The 22,203-nt window shown below is 65.3% G+C and carries 20 protein-coding genes; 12 read left to right on the top strand and 8 right to left on the bottom strand.

Translation table 11 applies throughout. The features are described from left to right. Window positions 1–137: 137 nt before the first annotated feature. Window positions 138–476 carry a P-II family nitrogen regulator gene (locus D619_RS0105150; RefSeq protein WP_017667505.1) on the top strand — a complete coding sequence of 113 codons (339 nt, stop codon included), beginning with the start codon at window positions 138–140 and terminating at the stop codon, window positions 474–476. 39 nt (window positions 477–515) lie between these two features. After that, window positions 516–1,925: a type I glutamate--ammonia ligase gene (gene glnA, locus D619_RS0105145; RefSeq protein ID WP_017667504.1), complete on the top strand. Its 1,410-nt coding sequence runs from the start codon at window positions 516–518 to the stop codon at window positions 1,923–1,925. 284 nt (window positions 1,926–2,209) lie between these two features. Here the strand turns inward: glnA and D619_RS0105140 are convergent, their stop codons facing one another. Beyond that, window positions 2,210–3,517 carry an ammonium transporter gene (locus D619_RS0105140; RefSeq protein WP_243442609.1) on the bottom strand — a complete coding sequence of 436 codons (1,308 nt, stop codon included), beginning with the start codon at window positions 3,515–3,517 and terminating at the stop codon, window positions 2,210–2,212. Between the two features lie 536 nt (window positions 3,518–4,053). Between D619_RS0105140 and parE the strand changes: the two genes are divergently transcribed. The 9 genes from parE (at window position 4,054) to D619_RS15635 (ending at window position 13,512) form a co-directional block, all read left to right on the top strand. Further along, a complete protein-coding gene (gene parE / locus D619_RS0105135) occupies window positions 4,054–6,057 on the top strand; it encodes a DNA topoisomerase IV subunit B (RefSeq protein ID WP_017667502.1) in 2,004 nt (667 codons plus the stop codon). Beyond that, window positions 6,050–7,342, top strand: a complete 1,293-nt coding sequence (locus D619_RS0105130; RefSeq protein ID WP_017667501.1) for a polysaccharide biosynthesis C-terminal domain-containing protein — start codon at window positions 6,050–6,052, stop codon at window positions 7,340–7,342. Before parE ends, D619_RS0105130 begins: the two co-directional genes overlap by 8 nt. An 89-nt stretch (window positions 7,343–7,431) precedes the next feature. Continuing rightward, on the top strand, window positions 7,432–8,253 hold the full coding sequence (locus D619_RS15645) for an FkbM family methyltransferase (protein ID WP_017667500.1): 822 nt from the start codon (window positions 7,432–7,434) through the stop codon (window positions 8,251–8,253). A 49-nt stretch (window positions 8,254–8,302) separates the two neighbouring features. Beyond that, window positions 8,303–8,764, top strand: a complete 462-nt coding sequence (locus D619_RS18415) for an acyltransferase (protein WP_017667499.1) — start codon at window positions 8,303–8,305, stop codon at window positions 8,762–8,764. Between the two features lie 4 nt (window positions 8,765–8,768). Continuing rightward, window positions 8,769–9,512 carry a 3-oxoacyl-ACP reductase family protein gene (locus D619_RS0105115; protein WP_026090733.1) on the top strand — a complete coding sequence of 248 codons (744 nt, stop codon included), beginning with the start codon at window positions 8,769–8,771 and terminating at the stop codon, window positions 9,510–9,512. Between the two features lie 72 nt (window positions 9,513–9,584). Next, the gene (locus D619_RS0105110; RefSeq protein ID WP_017667497.1) at window positions 9,585–9,815 is read left to right on the top strand and encodes an acyl carrier protein; all 231 of its coding nucleotides are present in this window, start codon (window positions 9,585–9,587) and stop codon (window positions 9,813–9,815) included. Between the two features lie 18 nt (window positions 9,816–9,833). Beyond that, the gene (locus D619_RS15640) at window positions 9,834–11,219 is read left to right on the top strand and encodes an AMP-binding protein (RefSeq protein ID WP_017667496.1); all 1,386 of its coding nucleotides are present in this window, start codon (window positions 9,834–9,836) and stop codon (window positions 11,217–11,219) included. Beyond that, window positions 11,216–12,310: a hypothetical protein gene (locus D619_RS0105100; RefSeq protein WP_017667495.1), complete on the top strand. Its 1,095-nt coding sequence runs from the start codon at window positions 11,216–11,218 to the stop codon at window positions 12,308–12,310. Before D619_RS15640 ends, D619_RS0105100 begins: the two co-directional genes overlap by 4 nt. Continuing rightward, window positions 12,307–13,512 carry an acyl-CoA reductase gene (locus tag D619_RS15635; protein ID WP_017667494.1) on the top strand — a complete coding sequence of 402 codons (1,206 nt, stop codon included), beginning with the start codon at window positions 12,307–12,309 and terminating at the stop codon, window positions 13,510–13,512. Before D619_RS0105100 ends, D619_RS15635 begins: the two co-directional genes overlap by 4 nt. Window positions 13,513–13,627: 115 nt before the next feature. Here D619_RS15635 and D619_RS0105090 read toward each other — a convergent pair whose 3' ends face one another. Then, window positions 13,628–15,496, bottom strand: coding sequence for an ABC-F family ATP-binding cassette domain-containing protein (locus D619_RS0105090; protein WP_017667493.1), 1,869 nt, complete (start codon window positions 15,494–15,496; stop codon window positions 13,628–13,630). Between the two features lie 48 nt (window positions 15,497–15,544). On the opposite strand from D619_RS0105090, the gene D619_RS0105085 reads away from it, so the two are divergent. Further along, window positions 15,545–16,009, top strand: a complete 465-nt coding sequence (locus D619_RS0105085) for a hypothetical protein (protein WP_017667492.1) — start codon at window positions 15,545–15,547, stop codon at window positions 16,007–16,009. Here D619_RS0105085 and D619_RS0105080 read toward each other — a convergent pair. The 6 genes from D619_RS0105080 to metZ form a co-directional block, all read right to left on the bottom strand. Then, a complete protein-coding gene (locus D619_RS0105080) occupies window positions 16,006–17,376 on the bottom strand; it encodes a M20/M25/M40 family metallo-hydrolase (protein ID WP_026090732.1) in 1,371 nt (456 codons plus the stop codon). The two genes, D619_RS0105085 and D619_RS0105080, sit on opposite strands and share 4 nt — an antisense overlap. Before the next feature lie 326 nt (window positions 17,377–17,702). Further along, entirely contained in the window at window positions 17,703–18,380 is a 678-nt protein-coding gene (locus tag D619_RS0105075) for a cistern family PEP-CTERM protein (RefSeq protein WP_017667489.1), read from the bottom strand. A 269-nt stretch (window positions 18,381–18,649) separates the two neighbouring features. Beyond that, window positions 18,650–19,390: a PEPxxWA-CTERM sorting domain-containing protein gene (locus D619_RS0105070; protein ID WP_017667488.1), complete on the bottom strand. Its 741-nt coding sequence runs from the start codon at window positions 19,388–19,390 to the stop codon at window positions 18,650–18,652. Window positions 19,391–19,663: 273 nt separating this feature from the next. Then, entirely contained in the window at window positions 19,664–20,470 is an 807-nt protein-coding gene (locus D619_RS0105065) for a LysR substrate-binding domain-containing protein (protein WP_017667487.1), read from the bottom strand. A 31-nt stretch (window positions 20,471–20,501) separates the two neighbouring features. Continuing rightward, window positions 20,502–20,921, bottom strand: coding sequence for a Co2+/Mg2+ efflux protein ApaG (gene apaG / locus D619_RS0105060; protein ID WP_051033456.1), 420 nt, complete (start codon window positions 20,919–20,921; stop codon window positions 20,502–20,504). Next, window positions 20,918–22,126 (bottom strand): O-succinylhomoserine sulfhydrylase, encoded by a 1,209-nt coding sequence (gene metZ, locus D619_RS0105055; RefSeq protein ID WP_017667485.1) that lies wholly within the window; start codon window positions 22,124–22,126, stop codon window positions 20,918–20,920. The genes apaG and metZ overlap by 4 nt, the downstream gene beginning before the upstream one ends. Window positions 22,127–22,203 lie beyond the last annotated feature (77 nt).

Below are 22,203 nucleotides of genomic sequence, written 5' to 3'. Positions count from 1 at the left end.
TGGTGGGCGCTTATTGCCGGCATATGGGGAAAATACCGGTGGCGCGGCCAAATCAAAAAGCGCATTGAAATCCCATCCGGCCCGTGGTTATCGCCACGGGTGTGCGTTGATTGTGCCTTCACAGGCGGGGATGGACCGTGAAAAAGATCGAAGCTGTCATCAAGCCGTTCAAGCTGGATGAAGTGAAGGAAGCGCTGCACGAAGTGGGCGTGTCCGGGATCACGGTCACCGAAGCCAAGGGCTTTGGCCGCCAGAAGGGCCATACCGAACTGTATCGCGGCGCCGAATATGTGGTGGATTTCCTGCCCAAGGTGAAGCTGGAGGTTGTCGTGGACGACGACCAGGTGGAACGGGTGGTGGATGCCATCACCAACGCGGCGCGCACCGGCCGCATCGGCGACGGCAAGATTTTCGTGTCGCCCATCGAAATGGCCGTGCGCATCCGCACCGGCGAACGCGACAGCGACGCAATCTGAGTTTTTTAGCCAACCAAGAAGAAGACAAGGGAAGATCCGATGACCACGGCTGCTGACATTCTGGCGATGATCAAGGAGAAGGAGATCGAGTGGGTCGATCTGCGCTTCACCGATCCCAAGGGCAAGTGGCAGCATTTGACCATGGTCTCCAGCGTCATCGATGAAGACATGCTCAACGATGGCTTCATGTTCGACGGATCGTCGATCGCCGGCTGGAAGGCGATCAACGAGAGCGACATGATCCTGATGCCGGATCTGGATGCGACCTATATCGATCCCTTCTCGGCCACGCCGATGATGATCCTGGTGTGCGATATCGTCGAGCCGTCGACCGGCCAGCTCTATGGCCGCGATCCGCGTTCCACCGCCAAGCGTGGCGAAGCCTATCTGAAGGCCAGCGGCATCGGTGACACTGTCTATGTCGGCCCGGAAGCCGAATTCTTCGTGTTCGATGATGTGCGCTTTGGCCTGGGCTACAACGAAGGCTTCTTCCACCTCGACGATATCGAACTGCCGACCAACAGCGGTCGCCAGTATGAACAGGGCAACATGGCCCACCGTCCGCGCGCCAAGGGCGGTTATTTCCCCTGCGCACCGGTCGACAGCGCCGTTGATCTGCGCGCCGAGATGGTCGCCACCATGCTGGAAATGGGTCTGCCTTGCGACAAGCATCACCACGAAGTCGCCAGCGCACAGCACGAGCTGGGCCTGACCTTCGGCAAGCTGGTCGAAACCGCTGACCGCATGCAGGTGTACAAGTACGTCGTGCACCAGGTCGCCCATGCCTATGGCAAGACCGCGACCTTCATGCCCAAGCCGATCAAGGACGACAACGGCAGCGGCATGCACACCCACCTTTCGATCTGGAACGGCAAGACCCCGCTGTTTGCCGGCGACCAATATGCCGGCCTCAGCGAGATGGCGCTGTTCTTCATCGGCGGCATCATCAAGCACGCCAAGGCCTGCAACGCCTTCACCAACCCCGGCACCAACAGCTACAAGCGGCTGGTGCCCGGCTTCGAAGCCCCGGTGCTGCTGGCCTACAGCAGCCGCAACCGTTCCGCCTCGTGCCGCATCCCGTACGGCACCGGTGCCAAGTCCAAGCGCGTCGAAGTCCGCTTCCCGGATGCGCTGGCCAATCCGTATCTGGCCTACACTGCGCTCTTGATGGCCGGCCTCGATGGCATCGAAAACCGCATCCACCCTGGTCCTGCCATGGACAAGAATCTTTATGACCTGCCGCCGCGCGAACTGAAGAAGGTGCCGACGGTGTGCGCCTCGCTGCGCGAAGCGCTGGCGGCTCTGGACAAGAGCCGCGCGGTGTTCACCAAGGGCGGGGTGTTCACGGATGACCAGATCGATTCGTATATCGAATTGAAGATGGAAGAGGTGTTGCGGTGGGAGATGACGCCGGCGCCGGTGGAATTTGATATGTATTACAGCGCATGACGGCGTGCAGATAACGCGCAGCGTTATCTGCCGACTCGTCAAAGATCGGACGGCGAGCGAAAAAGGCGGCCCCAACAGGCCGCCTTTTTTGACTCGTCCGACGGCGTGGCTCCGCCACGCTCTTCCTTTCTTTCTTCCTTGAATGCCCTGCACGGACTCGGCGGCGCCGCCGCCGGCCGTGCCCTCCCCGGCGGCCAGCCCTCTGGCAAGCCGGCTTCGACAAGCTCAGCCTGAGCGGGTGCTGTGGCTGCAAAGGCCGGAGTCAGCGAAGACCCCTGCTCACCTCACGGATTATACGCCCGCTCGCCATGCTCGCCCAGGTCAAGCCCTTCGCGCTCCACATCGCTGGTGACGCGCAGGCCCGTCACCGCCTTGGCAACATAAACCGCGACCACCGTGCCAATGGTGGCCCACAATATCGTGGTCCCCACCGCCGCCAGCTGGACGCCGATCTGGCTGACCATGTCGAACGACGCAGCCCCCTGCCCGCCCAGTGCCGGCGAGGCGACAACGCCGGTGCCAACGGCCCCCACAATGCCGCCAACGCCGTGAATCCCGAAGGCATCGAGCGAATCGTCATAGCCAAAGCGCGGCTTCAGCGTGGTCACGGCGGCATAGCAGACCGCCGACGCCACGGCACCGAGCAGGATGGCGCCCATCGGCCCGGCCAGGCCCGCCGCCGGGGTAACGGCCACCAGGCCAGCGATGATGCCCGAGGCAAGCCCCAGGCCCGACGGCTTGTGGCCGGCGAGCCTTTCCACCGCCAGCCAGGCCAGCGCGCCCGAAGCGGTGGCCACAAACGTGTTGATCATCGCCAGCGCCGCCGAGCCATTGGCTTCCAGCGCCGAGCCGGCGTTGAAGCCGAACCAGCCCACCCACAACATGCCGGTGCCCACCAGGGTGAGAGTGAGCGAGTGCGGCGCCATGATCTCGCGGCCATAGCCGATACGCTTGCCCAGAATGATGGCGGCGACCAGCGCCGACACGCCGGCATTGATGTGGACGACGGTGCCGCCGGCAAAATCCAGCGCTCCCATGGTGAAGAACAGGCCCGACGAAGCCCACACCATGTGCGCGATCGGCAGATAGACAAGCGGCAGCCAGACCAGGGTGAAGATCAGCACGGCAGCGAATCTGATCCGCTCCACCACCGAACCCAGCACCAGGCTGACGGTGATGGCGGCAAAGGTCATCTGGAAGCAGACAAAGACATATTCGGGGATGACAACGCCGGTCGTGAAGGTTGCTGCGGTCGACGCCGGGGTGATGCCGGCCAGGAACAGCCGGTCCAGGCCGCCAATATACGGCTTCAGCGCACCGACGGCTTCCGGGCCAAAGGTCAGCGAATAGCCGAACATCACCCACATCAGCATGGCCATGCAGGTGGCGGTGCCGATCTGCGTCATCGTGGAAAGCATGTTCTTGGTGCGGGTGAGGCCGCCATAGAAGAGCTGCAGCCCGGGCAGGATCATCAGCAGCACCAACAGGGTGGAAACCATCATCCAGGCGGTATCGCCCTTGTCGGGCACCGGCGCGGTCTCTGCCGCCAGTGCGGGTGCCGTCAGCACCAGGGCAGGCAGCACGGCGGCCATGATCCGCAAGGCCGAAACCGGTCGCTTTTCGAACATCCTGGTCATCATTCCCCGTGCCCTGCTGCCCTGACGGGCTCAACTTTCAGATATGATGTTGAGCCTGTGGCTGAACCATGTGCAAGCCAAGTTGCGATAGTGGTAAAATTGCGGTGGCGCCAATCGTCCGGAAAAGGCATCGCGCCCGGCGCTCCGGCAGCGGTTGCAGCCGTTTGCCCGCCGTCGAACGCCGCCGCTGATGCGGTTCACTGATTCGACAGCAGACCATCAATTGTGCATTGCACCAATTTCCACCGGCTCGATCCGGCCTGCCCGCCTTCCTATCCAACAATCGGAAAATACATAAAAAAAGGGCCGGAACCTGAGTTCCGGCCCGAGTAAATCCTTGGGGAGGATCGCCATATCGGCATCGCCCTTTTGCACCGCACAATGTTACAGAACAATGCGCGAAATGGCGTAGGGCCAAAAAAAATTGTCGCACCCCGCCCAAAGTCCCTACCCGCTGGCGGCCCGTGCCGGAGCACCCTATACAAGCGCCCATGACACCACCGCCCTCTGATCTGTTCGCTGCCACGCAAAGCTCCACCGATTATGACGCCAGCCATATCGAGGTGCTGGAGGGGCTGGAGCCCGTCCGCCGCCGCCCCGGCATGTATATCGGCGGCACCGATGAGCGCGCCCTGCACCATCTTGCCGCCGAAGTGCTGGATAACGCGATGGACGAAGCCGTGGCCGGGCACGCCAGCCGCATCGAGGTGACGCTGGAGGCCGACAACAGCCTGACCATCACCGACAATGGCCGCGGCATCCCGGTTGATCCGCACCCGCGCTTTCCCGACAAATCGGCGCTGGAAGTCATCCTGACGATGCTGCATTCGGGCGGCAAGTTCAGCGGCAAGGCCTATGCCACGTCCGGCGGCCTGCACGGCGTGGGCATCAGCGTCGTCAACGCGCTGTCGGACGAAACGGTGGTGGAAGTTGCCCGCAACAAGCTCTTGTATCGCCAGCGTTATTCGCGCGGGATTCCGCAAGGGCCGATCGAGGAACTGGGCGCCACCCAGAACCGGCGCGGCACCAGCGTCAAGTTCCATCCCGATGCCGAGATCTTTGGGGAAGATGCCCGCTTCAAGCCGGCCCGGCTCTACAAGCTGGCCCGTTCCAAGGCCTATCTGTTCGGCGGCGTCGAAATCCGCTGGCGTTGTGCGCCGGAACTGGCGACTCCCGATGTGCCGGAAACCGCCGTCTTCACCTTCCCCGGCGGCCTGGCCGATCACCTGAAGGAGCGGCTCGACAATCGCCCGCTGGTGGTGCCCGATCTGTTCGCCGGCCGCACTGATCTGCCCGCCGGCCCCGATGGCAAGCCGATGGGCGCGGTGGAATGGGCCTGCGCCTGGCCGCAATATGGCGAAGGCTCCGCCAGCTTCTATTGCAACACCATCCCCACCCCCGATGGCGGCACCCACGAAGCCGGCCTGCGCCTGGCGCTGACGCGCGGCCTGAAAAATTATGCGGGCCTGACCGGCAACAAGAAGGCGGCTGATCTTTCCGGCGAGGACGTGTTTGCCGGGGCGGAGATCATGCTGTCGCTGTTCATCCGTGACCCGCAGTTCCAGAGCCAGACCAAGGACCGGCTGACCAGCCCGGAAGCCACGCGGCTGGTGGAAGGCGCCATCAAGGATCATTTCGATCACTGGCTGGTGGCCAATGGCGAACGTGGCAAGGCGCTGCTGGCCTTCGTGGTGGAGCGCATGGAAGACCGGCTGCGCCGCCGCCAGGAAATGATGGTGAAGCGCAAGACGGCGACCAGCAAATCGTCCTTGCGCCTGCCGGGCAAGCTGACCGACTGCGCCCGGGACGACGCAGTGGGCACCGAATTGTTCATCGTAGAAGGCGATTCGGCCGGCGGCAGCGCCAAGCAGGCCCGCGATCGCAACACGCAGGCCATATTGCCCATCCGCGGCAAGATATTGAACGTCGCCAGCGCCAACATGGCCAAGATCGGCGCCAATAATGAAATCGCTGATCTGACGCTGGCCATGGGCTGCGGCACGCGCGACAAGTACAGCCCGGAAAATCTGCGTTACGAACGCATCGTCATCATGACCGACGCCGATGTCGACGGGGCCCATATTGCCACGCTGCTGATGACCTTCTTCTTCCGCGAGATGCCGGGCCTGGTGCGCGATGGCCGGCTCTACCTGGCCCAGCCGCCGCTCTATCGCCTCGCAGCTGGCGGCACCGTCGCCTATGCCCGCGACGATGCCCACCGCGCCGAGCTGATGAAGACCGTGTTTGCCGGCAAGTCCAAGGTGGAAGTCAGCCGGTTCAAGGGCCTGGGCGAGATGAACCCGGCGCAGCTGAAGGAAACCACCATGGATCCGGCGCGGCGCAGCCTGATCCGGGTGAAGCTGCCCGAAGATGTGGATGGCAGAGCCGATGTCGCCGATCTGGTGGAGCGGCTGATGGGCCGCAATCCCGAACATCGCTTCCATTTCATCCAGAGCCACGCCACCTCGATCGAGGCCGACGCCATCGATGCCTGACGCGCCGCCCTCGGGCTGGCGGGCGAATATCGCGCCGCTTTTGCGCTATGCCAGCGTGATGGGCATCAAGGCCGGCAACATCGCCACCGGCCTGATCGTCACCCTGCTGCTGGCCCGCGCCGGCGGACCTGAAGTGCTGGGCAGCTATGCGATGGCGATCCAGACGGCGCAGCTGGTCTCCATTCTCGCCGTCGTCGGGTGCGATCAGCTTGCCCTGCGCGAAGTGGCGGCTCATCTGCGGTTGGGCGACAAGGCGGCCGCGGCCAGTCATATGCGCCATTATCTGAAGTTCGTGACACCATTGGCTGCACTGGTCACCGGGCTGTATGCCGGCGGCATCTGGCTGCTGCTCAACGCCGGCTTTGCCCCGGCACAGCAGGGCGCGCTGCTGGCGGCGACCGGTTTTGTTGCGGCCAACGCCTTTTATCTGATGGGCCTGGGGATCGTGCGCGGGCTGGGCAACGCGGTCAGGGCGCAAGTGTTCGATGGCCTGTTCACCGTGCCGCTGGCGCTGGCGCTGGGCCTGCTGCTGCTGAACGGAGGCCGCATCGAGGCGCAGACCAGCGTGCTGGCCGCCACCGCCTGCCTGATCGCCCTGATGGCGCTGCTGTTCGTGCTGGTCTGGCGGCAAACGCGGCATTGGGGGGCGTCGGCGGTGCCGGATGCCCCGTCACCGTGGCGGGACGGCGCGCCGATGATGCTGATTTCCTTCCTGATGTTCTTTGGCCAGTGGCTGCCACAATTCCTGGCCGGCGCATTGGGCAGTGCTGGCGATGCCGGGGCGTTTCGCGCGGCCTGGCAGGTCGCCATGCCGTTTGCGGTGATCTATTCGACCGTGGCGACCATGATATCGGCGCCGGTTTCGGGCGATCTGCGCCAAGGCCGCCCTGATCTGGCCCATCGCCGCCTGCGCCGATACCGCTATGCCGCGCTGGCATCGACCTTGCCGGTGGCCGTGCCGCTGCTGATCTGGCCGGAACCGGTGTTGGCCCTGTTGTTTGGCCCGGCGTTTGCCGGCGCGGCCCCGCTGCTGCAGTGGCTGGTGGCAGCCAACATGCTGGCCATCCTGGCCGGGCCATCGGGTGCGATCATCACCATGGCCGGCCGCAGCCGCGAGACCATGCCCTGGATGCTGGCCGGCGCCGCGCTGATGGTGGCGTTGGCCTTTGCGCTGGTGCCCATGCTGGGAATCGCGGGCCTGGCGATGGCCTATGCCGGGGGTTATGCCCTGCGGACCGTGCAAGCCTGGTGGCTGGCGCGCCGTATATTGTTGGCCAAGCCCTGAGACAAGCGGGCCGCCCGGCAGCCGGTTTGAGACTTGACAAGCGTTGTTGCACTGCGACAAGCCAGCACTCTGTAAAACGGGAGTATCAGATGCAAACCGGCCAGCCGGCAACAGATCCGGAGTCGATCGATACTGGGGCGCTGGATTCAGCGGTCCGACACAGGCGGTCGGCCGGGGTCATTCTGCGGGCGCTGTTCGAACGCCGCCACTATGTTGCTGCCGCCAATGCGCTGGCCAAGGTGGATGCGCCCATCGATTTCCTGAAGCGCTATGTGTCGAATGGCGGCACCTATCCGGCTGATATCACCGTGCGCACACCGCAAGGCCCGATCACGCTGACCACCTATTCCCCCGACGATGTGCAGACCATCAACGAGATTTTCCTGCGCGGCGACTATGATGCGCCGGCCGATGGCCAGGTGGTGGTCGATTTCGGTTCCAACATCGGCATTTCGGCGGCCTTCTTCCTGTCGCGCCGGCCGGATGCGGTGATCTATTGCCACGAACCGGTGCCACGCAACATCGAACGGCTGAAGAAGAATCTGGCCCAGTTCGGCGACCGGGTGACGCTGCATGAAACCGCCGTGGGCACCGAAAACGGCATGGTGCAGTTCGGCTGGGAACCCACCGGCCGCTATGGCGGCGTGGGCCGCGATACCGGCACGTGGATCGAAGTGCCGTGCGCCGACAGCAATGAAATGCTGGCCGCCGTGATCGCCAAGCATGGCCGCATCCACACGCTGAAAATCGACATTGAAACCATGGAAGCCGCGGTGACCAGCCGCATCACCCCCGAACTGTCTGACAAGATCGACAATGTCGTGGTGGAATATCCCTTTGAAACCAATCCGCTGGCCGCCACACACGACATGGAGCGGCGGCATTTCGTGACCTTGTTCCGGCATCGCTGAACGGAGCGGAACAATGGCAACAACAAGACTGTCCAGACTGCGGCGCGATTTGCGCAACGCCATCATGGAATGGCGGCGCTTCTACTTCAACCGCGTCTGGGGCATGAACATCGGCAAGGGCAGCGCCATCAGCTTCTCCGCCAAGCTTGATCTCACCAACCCGGCCGGCATTCACATTGGTGAGGATACCGCCATCGTGTTCGGCGCCACCATCCTGTCGCATGACATGACGCGCAACCTGCACATCGATACGAAGATCGGCAGCCGCTGCAGCATCGGCGCGCACAGCATCATCATGCCGGGCGTGACGGTGGGTGATGGCAGCATCGTGTCGATGGGCAGCGTGGTGATGCGCGACGTGCCGCCGGGCAGCATCGTGTTCGGCAACCCGGCGCGCGTGCTGGAGACCGGCATTGTTACCGGCAAGTGGGGCCTGATCCTCGATCGCGAAAGCAAGCGCACAGCCGAAGGCGCGGCCCCAGCTGCCACCCAGGCCGCAGCGGCCGAATAAGGCCATGGCAGGCGAACTTTCCGGCCGCGTCGCAATGGTCACGGGCGGCACCCGCGGCATCGGCCGGGCCATCGTGCTGGCCCTGGCCGGCGCCGGTGCCACCGTTTTCGTCGGCGGCCGCAGCGCCGAAGCAGTGGACGCCATGATCGCCGGCAGCGGCATGGCTGATCATCTGCACCCCCTGCCCTTTGATGTCGCCGATCCGGCGGCGGTCAAGGCCGCCTTCATGGCCCTGCAGAAACAGGCTGGCCGGCTCGATATCCTCGTCAACAATGCCGGTGTGCTGAAGGACGCGGTGATCGAGATGACCAGCACCGGCCTCATGGCGGAAACGCTGGCCACCAATCTCACCGGCACCCTTACCTGCTGCCAATATGCGGTGCGGCTGATGGCGCGCGCAGGCGGTGGTTCGATCATCAACCTCACTTCGATCATCGGCCGCGTCGGCTATCCCGGCCACACCGCCTATGGCGCCGCCAAGGCCGGGGTGATCGGCCTGACTCTCAGCCTTGCCCGCGAGGTTGGCGCGCGTGGCATAAGGGTGAACGCGGTCGCCCCCGGCACGATCGAGACCGACATGACCGCCGGCATCCCCGACGACAAGCGCGCCGCCCTGGTGGAGCGCATCGCGCTAGGCCGGACCGGCCGGCCGGAGGATGTGGCGCCGCTGGTGCTGTTCCTGGCCGGCGACGGCGCCCGTTACATCAGCGGGCAGGTGATCGGGGTGGATGGCGCGATGGCGATGTGAGGCCTGCGTGCTTGATTCTGCAACGTCCAACCCGTTATGAACGGTCATCCTTTTGTTGCCGGGAATTGCCTGATGAAATCGCTTGCCGAAGTCTTTGCGGAATCGCTGATGATTGATGCGGCGAGCGTGGTGGACAGCCTTGCCTATCAGTCGATCAAGGAATGGGACTCGGTGGCCCACATGGTGCTGGTGACGGCGTTGGAAGACAATTTCGACATCATGCTGGATGCCGACGACATTGTTGCCATGTCGAGCGTGGCCAAGGTGCGCGAGATCCTGGCCAAATATGACGTTGCAGCCTGAACGACTGACCCGCCGGCCATGACGACCGGCACCCCCTGGACTGCGATTCTTGCCGGCCATGGCGATGCCGTGGCGGTGCGCGATGATGCCGGCACCGCATTGACCTACGCCGACGTGCTGGCGCAGCGGGCCAGGCTGGATGCGGCGCTGGGCAGGCGATCCCTCGTCTTCCTGCGCACCGCCAACAGCGCGCCATCGGTGGCGACGTGGCTGGCGCTGCTGGCCAGCGATCACGCGGTCCTGGCCATCGAGCATGACCTGGCGCCGGACCGGCGGGCGGCGCTGGTCGATCTCTATCGCCCCGATGCCATCATCGATCCCGACGGCACGATCACGCCCGGCCCCGGCGGCACCACGCTGCACCCCGATCTGTCCGTGCTGCTCTCCACCTCGGGCAGCACCGGCAGCCCGAAACTGGCGCGCTTCACCGCCGCCGCCCTGATGGCCAACGCGCAGGCCATTGCCGACTATCTGGGCCTGACCGCTGCCGAGCGCCCCTTCCTCGCCCTGCCGACCAGCTATTCCTATGGCATGAGCGTCATCAACAGCCACGCGCTGGTGGGTGCCTGCATCGAGGTGACCGCCCACGGCGTCATGCAGGCCGAATATTGGGACGGGCTCAGGACCCGCGCCGCCACCAGCCTGTCGGGCGTGCCCTTCCATTATGACGCCATCCGCCGGCTGGGGCTGGACCGGCTGGCAACACCGACGCTCACCACCCTCACCCAGGCCGGCGGCAAGCTGGCGGCGCCGGTGGTGGCCAAATATGCCGAATGGGCCGCCGGCAACGGCCGGCGCTTCATCACCATGTATGGCCAGACCGAGGCCGGCCCGCGCCTGACCTGGCTGCCGCCGGAACATCTGCCCGGCCATGCCGGCGCCATCGGCGTGCCGATCCCCGGCGTTTCCATCGATCTGATCGCCGGCGATGGCAGCGTGATCACCGAACCCGGCGTTTCCGGCGAAATGCGCTGCACGTCGCCCGCCATCATGATGGGCTATGCGCAAGGGCCCGATGATCTGGTGCGCGGGGACGAGCTGGGCGGCGTGCTGATGACCGGCGATCTGGCCAGCCGCGACGAACAGGGCATCCTGTCCATCACCGGCCGCGCCAGCCGCATGATCAAATTGTTCGGCACGCGGGTGAATCTGGATGATATCGACGCGCAGCTCGCCCGCATGGACGTCGCCGGCGCTGCCTTCGGGCTGGACGACCAGCTTCGCGTGCTGATCGAGGGTGGCGACGCCGATGCCGTGCGCGCCGCGCTGGTGGAGGCCTTTTCCTTCCCGCCACGCGGCCTGCTGGTGAAGGCCGTGGCGTCCCTGCCGCGTGCGTCGTCGGGCAAATTGCTCTATGGCGCACTGGGGGCAGCATGGGATCAGGTGGGGGAGGCAGCGACATGAGCGAGGCACTTGAGGCACGCGATGCGGTGCTGGCCACCCCGCCCTTTGCGCTGAACGCGGCCGAAAAGGGCCGGCTGCTCGGTGCGGCGCTGGCCGAACTGACGGCCCATCACGCCGCCCATTGTGCGCCCTATGCTGGGATCCTTGCCGCGCAGGACGGCGGGCCGCCGATCGGCATTACGCAAGTGCCTTTCCTGCCGGTGCGGCTGTTCAAGGAACTGGACTTGCGGTCCATCCCGGCCGATGCGGTGTTCAAGACGCTCACCTCGTCGGGCACCACCGGGCAGGTGCCGTCGCGCATCTACCTCGATCAGGCCACTGCCCAGGCCCAGAGCCGGGCACTGGCCGCCATCACCACCGATTTCATCGGCAAGGATCGCCGGCCGATGCTGATCATCGATCACCCCGGCGTGGTCCGCGATCGCACCAGCTTCTCGGCGCGCGGTGCCGGCATCCTCGGCATGATGACCTATGGCCGCGCCCACACCTATGCCCTCAACGATGAGGACATGGGGCTGAACCTGCCCGCCATCACCGAATTTGCCGAGAAGCACGCCGGCAAGCCGATCTTTGCCTTCGGCTTCACCTTCATGGTGTGGAAATATTTCCTCTCCGCGCTGGAGCGCGCTGGAATCACGCTGGATTTCCCCGGCAGCGTGCTGATCCATTCGGGCGGCTGGAAAAAACTGGAAGACGAGGCGGTATCGAACGAACAGTTCAAGGCCGTGGCGCAGGCCCGCGCCGGCTTCGATCATGTCCACAATTTCTATGGCATGGTCGAACAGGTGGGATCGGTGTTCATGGAATGTGATCATGGCCGCCTGCATGCGCCGGGCTTTGCCGATGTGATCATCCGTGACCCGCTCGACTGGAAACCGCTTGGGCTGGGCCAGGAAGGCATTATCCAGGTCGTTTCCGCCATCCCGCTTTCCTACCCCGGCCACAGCCTGTTGACCGAGGATCGCGGTGTGCTGACCGGCGAGGATGATTGCCCCTGCGGCCGCATGGGCAAGACGTTTCGTGTGCTCGGCCGCATCCCGGCCGCCGAAATGCGCGGCTGCTCTGACACGCACACGGCCCGCGCCGCATGAGCATCGCGCCCGAGATTGCGCGCCAGATCAGCATCATGGCGCCGGCCAGCGGCAGCCTGGCCGCCACGCTGGCCGCACCGCGCGCCGCGCCGTTTGCGCCGGAACGGCTGGCGCTGGTCGATGCGGTGCGCAAGGCCATCCTCGCCGATCCACAGGCACGCAGCCGGCCGGAAATGGTGGCGCTGGCCTTCTGGGCCCGCGCGGCCAGCCTGGCACAGCTCGCGCCCAAAGATGGCCTCACCCGGGCTCCACGCGGCCTCGCCCTCCACATCGCGCCCGGCAATGTCGATACGATGTTCCTCTATTCGGCGCTGCTGTCGGTGCTGGCTGGCAATGTGAACATCGTGCGCGTCTCGGGCCGCGAATCCGATGCGCTCACCCTGCTGCTGCGCCTGCTGAACGAGGCGCTGGCCACGCTGCCGGAGGACGTGCGGGCCTGCCTGCTCATCGTGCGCTATCCAGCCGAAAAGCCGATCAACGATGCGCTGTCCGCCCATGCCGATGTGCGGGTGATCTGGGGCGGCGACGACACGGTGCGCGAGGTGCGCCTGAGCCCGCTGCCGCCGCACGCCAGCGAACTGACCTTCCCCAGCAAGGTCTCGGCCGCCGTCATCGACGCCGCCGCTTGGGGCTCCGCGCCCGACAGGCAAGAACAGGCCCGCCGCTTTGCGCTGGATGCCATCACCTTCGGCCAGCAGGCCTGTTCCTCCCCGCTCGCCCTGTTCTGGCGTGGCGACGCCGCCAGCGTGACGGCCGCGCAGGCGACCTTCTGGCCCTTGGTGGAATCCGCCATTGCGGCTGCTGGCGAGCCCTTCGCCGCCCGCGCCGCCGTGGACAAGCTGGTTGCCGAACAGATGCTCGCCGCCGCCGGCCCGGTGCACCACCGCGACACAAGCGATTATCGCCTGCGCGTCACCGAAACGCCCGATCTCGCCCGCCTCACCCGCCATGCCAGCGACGGCTTCTTCGTCGAGCGCCGCATCGATGCGCTGGCCGATCTTGCCCCCATGGTCCAGCGCGACTGGCAGACCATCGCCAGCCTTGGCGTGAGCGGCGACGACTGGCGCGCCATGCTCGCCGCCAGCCGCCCGCACGGCATCGATCGCATCGTGCCCTTCGGCCAGGCGCTGGCGTTCGGGCACGTGTGGGACGGGGTGAATTTGCTCACCGCGCTCACCCGCATCGTCAGCGTCGAAGTCTAATCCCTCTTCGAAAACCTGGACAGAGCCGCTCATGCCGAGCTTGTCGAGGCACGCTCGGGCTGTGGCGCGTGCCTCGACAAGCTCGGCATGAGCGGGCCAGAGCGTTCCACGGCCCTCAGGGCGCGGCCACCGCCACGTCATAGGCCTCGCTGGCTGCGGCCCACGCGTCTTCAGCGGCCGTGATGCCGGCATCCAGCACACTGTGCCGCTGCATCAGCGCGGTGATATCGGCCGGGGCCTGCGTCATCTGCTCGTCCACCGCCTCGCGTTCGGCAATCAATCGGTTCATCTGCGCTTCGGCGGCCAGCATCGCCTGGCGCAGCGGCTTGGCCGCCTCTCTACGGGCGGCAGCCTGGCGGCGGGCTTCCTTGGGGTCGATGCGCTGGGCCCTGGCGGCGGGGGTGGCGCCATTGCCACTGGTGCCGGGGCCAGCCAGGATGAGCGCCTCATAATCATCAATGCTGCCGTCGAACTGGCTGGCGCGTCCGGCATCAACCAGCACCAGCCGATCGGCACTGGCCTCGATCACGTGGCGATCGTGGCTCACCACCACCACCGCGCCTTCGTAACCGGCCAGCGCCTGCACGAGGGCTTCGCGGCAATCGATGTCCAGGTGGTTGGTCGGTTCGTCGAGCACGATCAGGTGCGGCGCATCGCGGGTGACGAGCGCCAGCGCCAGCCGCGCCTTCTCGCCGCCGCTCATCGTGCCGATGCGCTGCTCAGCCACCGGCCCGGTGAAGCCGAAGCGGCCCAGCTGCGCCCGCACCGCGCTGGGGGTGGCGCCCTTCATGGCGCGGCCCATCATCAGCACCGGCGTGGCGTCGCCGTCGAGTTCCTCCACCTGATACTGGGTGAAATATCCCACCTTCAGCTTGCCCGAGGCAAAGCGCGTGCCGGCCATCGCCGGCAACTGGCCGATCAGCAGCCGGGCCAGCGTCGTCTTGCCATTGCCGTTGCGGCCAACCAGCGCCAACCGGTCATCAGGATCCAGCCGGATATCGAGATTGTTCAGGATCGCCCGGCCATCATAGCCGACATCGGCATGATCCAGCGTCACCAGCGGCGGGCGCAGCGGTTCCGGGCTGGGGAAATCGAACTTCATCGTCGGATCATTGGCGGCTTCGGCAACAGGCTGCATCTTGGCCAGCGCCTTCTGCCGGCTCTGCGCCTGCTTGGCGGTGGAGGCGCGGGCACTGTTGCGGGCGATATAATCCTGCAGCTTGGCGCGCTGCGCGGCCTGGGCGGTACGCGCCGCTTCCAGCTGCGCCAGCCGCTCGGCGCGTTGCCTTTCGAAACTGTCGTAATTGCCGGTATAAAGCTGCACCTTGCCGCCTTCGAGGTGCAGGATCATGTTGGCAACGCGGTTCAAGAGATCACGCTCGTGGCTGATCAGCACGATCAGGCCGGGATAGCTCTTCAGGAAATTTTCCAGCCACAGCGCCGATTCCAGATCGAGGTGGTTCGACGGTTCGTCGAGCAGCAGCACATCGGGCCGGGTGAACAGCAGCGCCGCCAGCGCCACGCGCATGCGCCAGCCGCCCGAATAGCTGTCGAGCGGGCGGCCCTGCATCTCCTCGTCGAAACCCAGGCCCACCAGGATGCGCGCAGCGCGGGCCGGCGCGGTGTGGGCATCAATGGCGATCAGCCGCTCGTGGATATCGGCGACACGCTCCGGGCTGGCGCCGGCGTCTTCCTCGGCAATCAGCGCCGCGCGTTCGGTATCGGCGGCCAGCACGGTTTCAAACGGCGTGCCCTGGCCCATCGGGGCTTCCTGCTTCAGCCAGCCCAGCCGCGTGCCGCGCGGCCGTTCGATGCTGCCGCCGTCGGGTTCAATGGTGCCGGCCATCACCTTCATCATCGTGGATTTGCCGGCGCCGTTGCGGCCGATCAGGCCCACACAGCCGCGCGGCGGCAAGGTGGCGTTGGCGCCATCAATGATGGAGCGCCCGCCCAGTCGGACGACGAGATTTTGCACAGACAACATGATGCGCGCCGCCTAGCAGGATGCGCCGCTGCCGGCTAGGCTGTTGCCATGGTCAATCGTCGTATCGTCCTTGCCCTGCCCCTGTTCCTTGCCGTGCCGACATGGGCCCAACCGGCTGATGCACTGGCGGCGGCGCTGGTCGCTTGCTGGCAGGCACGCGGCATCCGCTTCACGGTGGAGCAGGTGGCGGCCCGCATCGGCGGGCGCACCGGTCGCGAAGCGCTGCTCGCCGTGGCCGGCGCCGCGATCAGCGCCGATGAGGACGAGGTCGAAACCGCCGTCGAGATCCTGTGGGAGGCCGGCGCCACCTCCTCCCCGGCGGCGCCGTTGATGGCGCGCGATCTGGGGGCGGGCCTGCCGCTGCTGCTGATCACCGGCGATGGCCGCGCGCTGCTGCTCCACGCGGTGAACGGCGGGAGCGCAACGGCCAGCGAGCCGCTCAGCGGTCAGCGATTCACCTTGCTGATGAACGAGATCGCCTTGATCGGCCGGCCCGTGATTGCCGGCGCTTAGGGCCGCGGCTGGGGGGACGGGAACGGCGGGTTGCTGATGAAGTTGCCGGCATCGCCCGGATAGGCGATCGGGCTTTCGCTGCCATCGGCGGCCACGGCGGAAACGCCGAACAGCCAATCATCGATCGACACATGTTCCAGCACCAGCGAGGTGGCGGCAGCATCGGCGCTGCGGCTGTTCTGCCACTGCGGCGCAGTGGTGTCGCGCCACCAGATCTTGTAGCCGGCAGCACCCTTCACCGGGGCCCAGCTCACCATGGTGTTGGAACCGGCATTGCGTTCGATGGAGACGGCCGGCGGCATCGGCGCACGCGCCAGCGCAGCCAGGCCCGCCACATTCAGCCTGGTGACCTTGCCAAGATACTGGAAATCGACGCCATCGATCAGATCGCCATAGCGGCGGCCATTTTCCACCCGCACATTCTGGTGCTGGCGGTCATAATGTTCCACGCTTTCGGTGATGCGCACCGCCGGATAGCCGGCTTCCAGCAGACGGGTCTGATCGCCGCCCCGGCCAAACCTGTCGGTGCGATAGATCATCTTCACATCCAGGCCATCGATGGTGTGATCGGCAAGGCGGTCGAGGAAGCGCGCCACGTTGCGGCTGGGCGAATCATTCTCGCCGCCGTTGTAGCGACGACGGTTGGCCTGGGCGGCGCTTTCCACCGCCTTGGTGCCTTCGGAAAACACGCGGACATGGCCTGAATCCTTCATGCCGCCGATACCCGTGCTGTTGCCGATGATGTCGTTGTTCAGATCGGCTTCCACCATCCAGCCCTGGGCGCGGGCATAATCGGCCAGCACCTTGCCGCCGTTCAGCCCCTGCTCCTCACCCGACAGCACGGCATAAACGATGGTGGCGGGAAATTTGTGCTGCGACAGCACCCGCGCCGCCTCGATCACGGCGGCGGTGCCGCTGCCATCATCGTTGGCGCCCGGCGCATCGCCCTTGGCGTCGTTGGGATCGCTGTTGCGGCTGTCGATATGGGCGGAAATGATGATGACCCGGTTGGGATCACTGGTGCCGCGCTGGATGGCCAGCACGTCCACGATCTCGGTCGGGTTGGGCAGGCGTTCACCTGTGAAGATCTGCGCCGGCTTTTCGATGGTCAGGCAATTGCCGCAGGCGGCGCTGAACGCCTGGAAACGGGCCTCGGTCCAGCGGCGGGCAGCGCCGATGCCACGCGTCGGGCTGCTTGTGTCACTGGCCGAATGGCGGGTGCCGAAACCGACCAGCGCGGTGATGTTGGCCTTGAGCTCGGCTTCGTTCACCCCGGAGGCAAGCGCAGTGAGCGGCACTTCGGCAGCCAGCACCGGCGACGTTCCCGCCAGCAAGGCCGCCACAGCCACCATTGATCGCATCATCATCATCGCATTGCCCCTGTTGCTGCCGGTTGTTCTTGCGATGGCGTGACGCTGCCGCCTTGGCAAGACTGCGTGTATGGGCGGGGCTGCGCCAAATGGCTGCAGAATTTGACGGAGATCAACAATTGGCCGGCAAAATGCGGCTAAGCACGGCATTGGCGCAGCCATAACCATGGCGGGCCGTGTTCAGCCCGGGATTGTCCCAACCGGGTTGAAGGTGACGGCGGTGCCTCCCGGGGTGCCGCCGGCGCCATTTTGGGCCACAGCGCACAGGCACGAAAAAGGCCGGCCCCCGCGAGGGGACCGGCCCTTTTTGTGGCGCCGTTGCTTCAGGCAGCGACGCTGAGCGCACCGCGGCGACGGCGGGCGGCAAAGCCGACCAGGCCGAAGCCCGTGAGCAGCATGGCCCAGGTCGCCGGTTCCGGCACTGCGCCGCCACCCGGGATGAAGCCGTTGCCACCCAAGCCGATGCCCGAAGTGCCCAGCGTGGTGCCGGTGACCGACTGGTAGCGGATGATGAAGTTGTTGAACGTCACCGATGTGATCGGATTGGCGAAGCTCAGCGAGAACGTCTGAGTGGCAGAAGCGCCATCCGCCACGCCGCCACCGCCGCCGCCCTGGCAGTTGTTGTTGGCAGTGAGGCAGAAATCGATGGTCGTGCCGCCACCAAGCTGCGGGAAGCCGGCATTCAGCAGCGCTCCGGTGAAAGGACCCGAAAGCGGCGTCGCGCCCGTGATTTCCGGGTTACCGTTGAAGCCGAAGCCCGAGATGCGGCCGCCGACGGGGGCGGTCGACTGGGCGTTGTCGAAATCAGCCGAGAAGGTCCAGACGTTGGCCGACACACCGGTGAGCGTGAACGTGATGGCCGCGGTCAAGCCGTCAACGAACGTTTCGCCGACGATCCCATTGAAATTGTAGGTGAAGGACGACCCGATATCGCCACTGTTCACGGTGACCGGCGAATCCACCAAATCGACCGCAGCCGCTGGAATTGCGCTGAAAGCCATGGCTGTCGCTGCAATGAGCATTCCAAGTTTCATGATTACCACCCTCGCATTTTGTGGAAGCGAGCCGCTTCCGATTGTCCCGTTCACAATGATCAACAATGTGTGACCAAATGTCAACGATGGTTAGGTCTTATTTAATATTTCATATATATTTTTTAGTCCTGCCAGCGCCCGAGCGACCATAGGCTGTTGGCAGTCAGTGTGCGGGGCCAGGCCCAGACCCAATTCGCCGGCCGCGCCGACGTCTGGGCCTGGCCCACGCAATGCAATCAGGCAGCAACCGCCGTCTGGCGGCGGCGGGCGGCGAAGCCCACCATGCCGAAGCCGGTCAGCAGCATCAGCCAGGTGCCCGGTTCCGGAACGGTTGCGGTGAAATCACCCGAACCGCGCGCCACAAAGTCGGTGAAGCGGGCGTTGGACTGGGTGCCCAGACCACCGCTGCCGATGACGAAGCCAGGAACCACGTTGGCCAGGCTGATCGAGAAATCGGTCAGCTGGACGGGCGGGAACGGCAGATAGTCGCTCGTCACGTTGGCGAAGCCGTCGCCCGGGATCGAGACCAGCGCGTTGCCCGAGCTACCCGGCACCACGGCCGACAACTCACCACCGGTGAAGCTGAGGGTCAGGATGTTGGAGCCAGCCGCATAGACGGTCGAACCAATGGAGAAAGCAGCGGCCGAGGTGAACGACACGGTGCCGCCGGTGAAAGCTTGCGACCACAGGTTACCCGTCGTGTTCTGGGCAAAGCTGGTGCCGGTGCCGGAGAACGTCATCTGGGCTGCGACGCCCGAAACGAAGCCGCCGCCGAAATCTTCCAGCGTCACCAGCACGTTCTTGGGGGTCACGGTGGACAGCGTCCAGCCAGCTGCACCGTTGTCGGTGTAGGTCAGGTTCGGACCGGCCTGGTTGGCGGTGAAGCTGACGATCGACACGGTCGTGGTGGCCTGCGCAGCCATCGGCATCGCTGCCAGCGCCACAGCGGCGATCGCGGACTTCAAGAAATTACCCATAATCTACTCCCTCGTTGAAACTGTCCCACCCTGGCGCTCACAGGCCCCAGTTGCTCTCATTCATGCAAAATTCATACCAACTTAATAACTTTGTAAGTTTCTGAACGATTCAAGCACCTTAAGAAAGAACTGCGTTTTTCTTAATTTTATGGATTGTAAAGTTTTCCGACAGTTTTCTGTTAATCTAGGTTAACCCTAACGCCTTTTCACGCAGAGGTTCATCGCCGCGCCAGAGGCTGGCGGCAACGCGCGTTGGGACCGATTTGGAGCTATTCAGCCGATGAGAAAGGCGACCAGCGCCCGCACCTTGGCCTGTCGCCATTGCGGGGTTGGTGCGGTCAGCCACCAGGCCGCAGCCATGGCTTCGCCCGCATCCAGGGCGACAACCCGGCCCGCAGCCAGGTCGGCGGCGGCAAGCAGGGCCGGCACCCGGGTCTTGCCCAGGCCGGCGGCGGCGGCGTCAATGGCCAGACCAGCGTCGGCCACGGTCAGCCCGCTTTCGACACAAGGGGTTTCCGGATCAAGCGGATGCGCGATGCAGGCCGCATCCGGCGCTGTGCCCGGCGCCGCCACCGTGATCAGCCGCTCTTCCCCCAGCGTGCGACCGTGAATGCCTTCGGCTTGCGGTTCGCCGCCGAACGACAGCGCCAGATCGAGATTGGCCTGGGTGAAATCCACCTCGCCGGCTTCATGCGCACTGATCGAGAAGCGCAGTTCGGGATTGAGCCGGCCATATTCGGCGAGCCTGGCCGTCAACCATTTCGCCATCAAGGCGCGCGGCGCCGCGATGGACAGCACCCGGCTGGACTGCCCCGCCTGCATCTGCCGCACCGCCTCTTCAAACGCGAGGAAGCCCTGCTGCAAGGCCGGCAGTGCCTGTTCGGCTTCATGGGTGAGTTCCAGATTGCGGGTCAGCCGGCGGAACAGCACGACGCCGAGCGTTTCTTCCAGCGCGCGGATCTGCTGGCCCACGGCTGCCGGCGTGACCGCCAGTTCATCGGCCGCACGGGTGAACGACAGGTGGCGCGCGGCCGCTTCGAACACGCGCAGGGCATTGAGGGGCAGATGGGTACGCTTCATGGGGAAAGAATGGCTGGCCTGCGCGCCGCAATCAATGGACTGGCGGACGACCGACCGGCACTTCCAGCGCAAAGGCCGGGATGACAACGGTGTAGCGCACACCATCTTCACCCATCATCACGTAACGGCCCTGCATGCGCCCTGATGCGGTGGCCAGCGGGCAGCCCGAGACATAATCATAGGCGCCGCCCGGCGCGATCAGCGGTTGCACGCCCACCACGCCATCGCCTTCCACCTGCTCGGTACGGCCATCGCCATCGGTGATCAGCCAGCGCCGCGCCATCAGCCGCACCGGCGCCGTGCCGCCATTTTCCACCCGGACATGGTAGGCCCAGACATAATAGCCGCGTTCCGGATCAGACTGATCGGGGAGATAGTGAGGGGCGACTCGCACGGTGATGCCGCCGGTGGTTTCGGCATAGGGGAAGATCTGGCCGATCATCCCCGTCATAGGCCGGCCGATCTGAGCGCGGCGGAGAGATCATCGATCAGATCGTCCGCATCCTCCAGCCCGATGCTCAACCGCAACATGCCTTCGGTGATGCCCATTTCCGCCCGCACCGCATCCGAAACGCTGGCGTGCGTGGTGCTGGCCGGATGGGTCATCAGCGACCGCGAGTCGCCAAGATTGTTGGAGATATCAATGATGGTGAGCGCATCGAGCAGCGCCTGCGCCTGGGGCCGGCCGCCATCGAGATGCAGGGCAATGATGGTGCCGCCGGCCTGCATCTGGCGCTGGGCCAGGGCGTGCTGCGGATGGCTGGCAAGACCGGGATAGACCAGGCGCGGCACGCGGCCTTCGAGGAAGCTGGCCACCTTCAGCGCATTGGCGCATTGCTGGCGCACGCGCAGATCGAGCGTTTCCAGGCTCTTCAGCACCACCCAGGCGTTGAACGGTGACAGATTCGGCCCGGTGTGGCGCGCAAACGCCAGATAGGTGTCGTTGATCCACTTCTCGCTGCCGACCACGGCGCCGGCCAGCACGCGGCCCTGCCCGTCCATCAGCTTGGTGGCGCTGTAGGCGACAATATCGGCACCATGTTCCAGCGGCTTCTGCACGATCGGCGAGGCAAAGGCATTATCCACCATCACCAGCGCGCCGGCATCATGGGCAATATCCGCAATCGCGCGAATGTCGCACAGGTCGAGCCCCGGATTGGTCGGCGTTTCGAGGAAGAAGGCCCTGGTGTTCGGCCGCCGCGCCCTGGCCCAGGCATCGACATCGCGCGCATCCACCGTGGTGGTTTCAATGCCGAAGCGCGGCAGGATCGTATCGACCAGCACCCGGCACGACCCGAACAGCGCCCGACCCGCCACCAGGTGATCGCCCGCCGACAGGGTGGACATCAGCATCCCCGTCATCGCGGCCATGCCGGTGGCCGTCGCGCGCGCGGCTTCGGCGCCTTCGATCAGGGCGATGCGCTTTTCCAGCATCTCCACCGTCGGGTTCTGCAGGCGGCTGTAGGTCATCCCCGGCCGCTCGCCGCGGAAACGCGCGGCCGCTTCCTCGGCATTGTCGTAGCAATAGCCGGAGGTCATGAAGATGGCTTCGGAGGTTTCGCCCACCTCGGTGCGCATGGTACCGCCACGCACCATCTGCGTGGCCGGGCGCCACTGTCTTACCTGTTCAAGATCCTGGCCGGCATGACGCTTCATGCGAGTCGCGATAAACCTGTGCCGGCCCGGGCGCAATGAAGCGCGCCGGAAAATTGCCAAAGCGTCACACAAGCCTG

It is taken from the genome of Sandarakinorhabdus sp. AAP62 (genome assembly GCF_000331225.1).
Lineage (GTDB): Bacteria > Pseudomonadota > Alphaproteobacteria > Sphingomonadales > Sphingomonadaceae > Sandarakinorhabdus.
Note: the sequence above shows the minus strand (reverse complement) of the source record. Positions and strands in the feature narration are given on the sequence as shown.

Excerpts from the sequence above, each read along its gene's own strand:
- D619_RS0105075 (WP_017667489.1), bottom strand. The coding sequence starts at position 18,380 with ATGGCTTTCAGCGCAATTCCAGCGGCTGCGGTCGATTTGGTGGATTCG.
- D619_RS15645 (WP_017667500.1), top strand. The coding sequence starts at position 7,432 with ATGCAAACCGGCCAGCCGGCAACAGATCCGGAGTCGATCGATACTGGG.
- D619_RS15635 (WP_017667494.1), top strand. The coding sequence starts at position 12,307 with ATGAGCATCGCGCCCGAGATTGCGCGCCAGATCAGCATCATGGCGCCG.
- D619_RS0105080 (WP_026090732.1), bottom strand. The coding sequence starts at position 17,376 with ATGATGATGCGATCAATGGTGGCTGTGGCGGCCTTGCTGGCGGGAACG.
- apaG (WP_051033456.1), bottom strand. The coding sequence starts at position 20,921 with ATGACGGGGATGATCGGCCAGATCTTCCCCTATGCCGAAACCACCGGC.
- metZ (WP_017667485.1), bottom strand. The coding sequence starts at position 22,126 with ATGAAGCGTCATGCCGGCCAGGATCTTGAACAGGTAAGACAGTGGCGC.
- D619_RS0105140 (WP_243442609.1), bottom strand. The coding sequence starts at position 3,517 with ATGGCCGCCGTGCTGCCTGCCCTGGTGCTGACGGCACCCGCACTGGCG.
- D619_RS0105070 (WP_017667488.1), bottom strand. The coding sequence starts at position 19,390 with ATGGGTAATTTCTTGAAGTCCGCGATCGCCGCTGTGGCGCTGGCAGCG.
- D619_RS15640 (WP_017667496.1), top strand. The coding sequence starts at position 9,834 with ATGACGACCGGCACCCCCTGGACTGCGATTCTTGCCGGCCATGGCGAT.
- D619_RS0105130 (WP_017667501.1), top strand. The coding sequence starts at position 6,050 with ATGCCTGACGCGCCGCCCTCGGGCTGGCGGGCGAATATCGCGCCGCTT.
- glnA (WP_017667504.1), top strand. The coding sequence starts at position 516 with ATGACCACGGCTGCTGACATTCTGGCGATGATCAAGGAGAAGGAGATC.
- D619_RS0105065 (WP_017667487.1), bottom strand. The coding sequence starts at position 20,470 with ATGAAGCGTACCCATCTGCCCCTCAATGCCCTGCGCGTGTTCGAAGCG.
- D619_RS0105115 (WP_026090733.1), top strand. The coding sequence starts at position 8,769 with ATGGCAGGCGAACTTTCCGGCCGCGTCGCAATGGTCACGGGCGGCACC.
- D619_RS0105100 (WP_017667495.1), top strand. The coding sequence starts at position 11,216 with ATGAGCGAGGCACTTGAGGCACGCGATGCGGTGCTGGCCACCCCGCCC.
- D619_RS0105110 (WP_017667497.1), top strand. The coding sequence starts at position 9,585 with ATGAAATCGCTTGCCGAAGTCTTTGCGGAATCGCTGATGATTGATGCG.
- D619_RS0105085 (WP_017667492.1), top strand. The coding sequence starts at position 15,545 with ATGGTCAATCGTCGTATCGTCCTTGCCCTGCCCCTGTTCCTTGCCGTG.
- parE (WP_017667502.1), top strand. The coding sequence starts at position 4,054 with ATGACACCACCGCCCTCTGATCTGTTCGCTGCCACGCAAAGCTCCACC.
- D619_RS0105090 (WP_017667493.1), bottom strand. The coding sequence starts at position 15,496 with ATGTTGTCTGTGCAAAATCTCGTCGTCCGACTGGGCGGGCGCTCCATC.